The sequence below is a fragment of the Rhodovulum sp. PH10 genome, assembly GCF_000293785.1.
GTDB lineage: Bacteria > Pseudomonadota > Alphaproteobacteria > Rhizobiales > Xanthobacteraceae > Rhodoplanes.
Genome location: NZ_AKZI01000191.1, coordinates 1 through 314, shown reverse-complemented (window position 1 = coordinate 314; position 314 = coordinate 1). Strand labels below are relative to the sequence as shown.

The window sequence follows — 314 nt, the reverse complement described above, 5'->3', positions numbered from 1 at the left end:
TCGCGACCCCCGACCAGCTCGCCAAGGTGGTGGACGGCGCGCTCGGCCAGACGTCCGGCCAAACGTCCGGCCAGGTGTCCGGCCAGACCTGGGTGATCATGTCGACGGTCGGCCCGGCGAGCATCACCGCGCAGGGTGCGCGGCTGGTCGCCGCAGGTGCCAAGGTGATCGACGCGCCGGTCACCGGCGGCGTCGCCCGCGCTGCGACCGGCGAGCTCACCATCTTCACCGCCGGCAAGCCCGCCGAGATCGCTCCGGTGAAGCCCGTGCTCGACACCATGGGCACCGTGCGGATGGTCGGCGAGGCGCTCGGC

Annotated in this window: 1 protein-coding gene; it reads left to right on the top strand. The window is 73.6% G+C overall.

Features of this window, described 5'->3' with window-relative positions; translation table 11 throughout:
* A partial coding sequence (locus A33M_RS21070) for an NAD(P)-binding domain-containing protein (RefSeq protein ID WP_040622375.1) occupies positions 1 to 314 on the top strand: 314 nt, incomplete at both ends.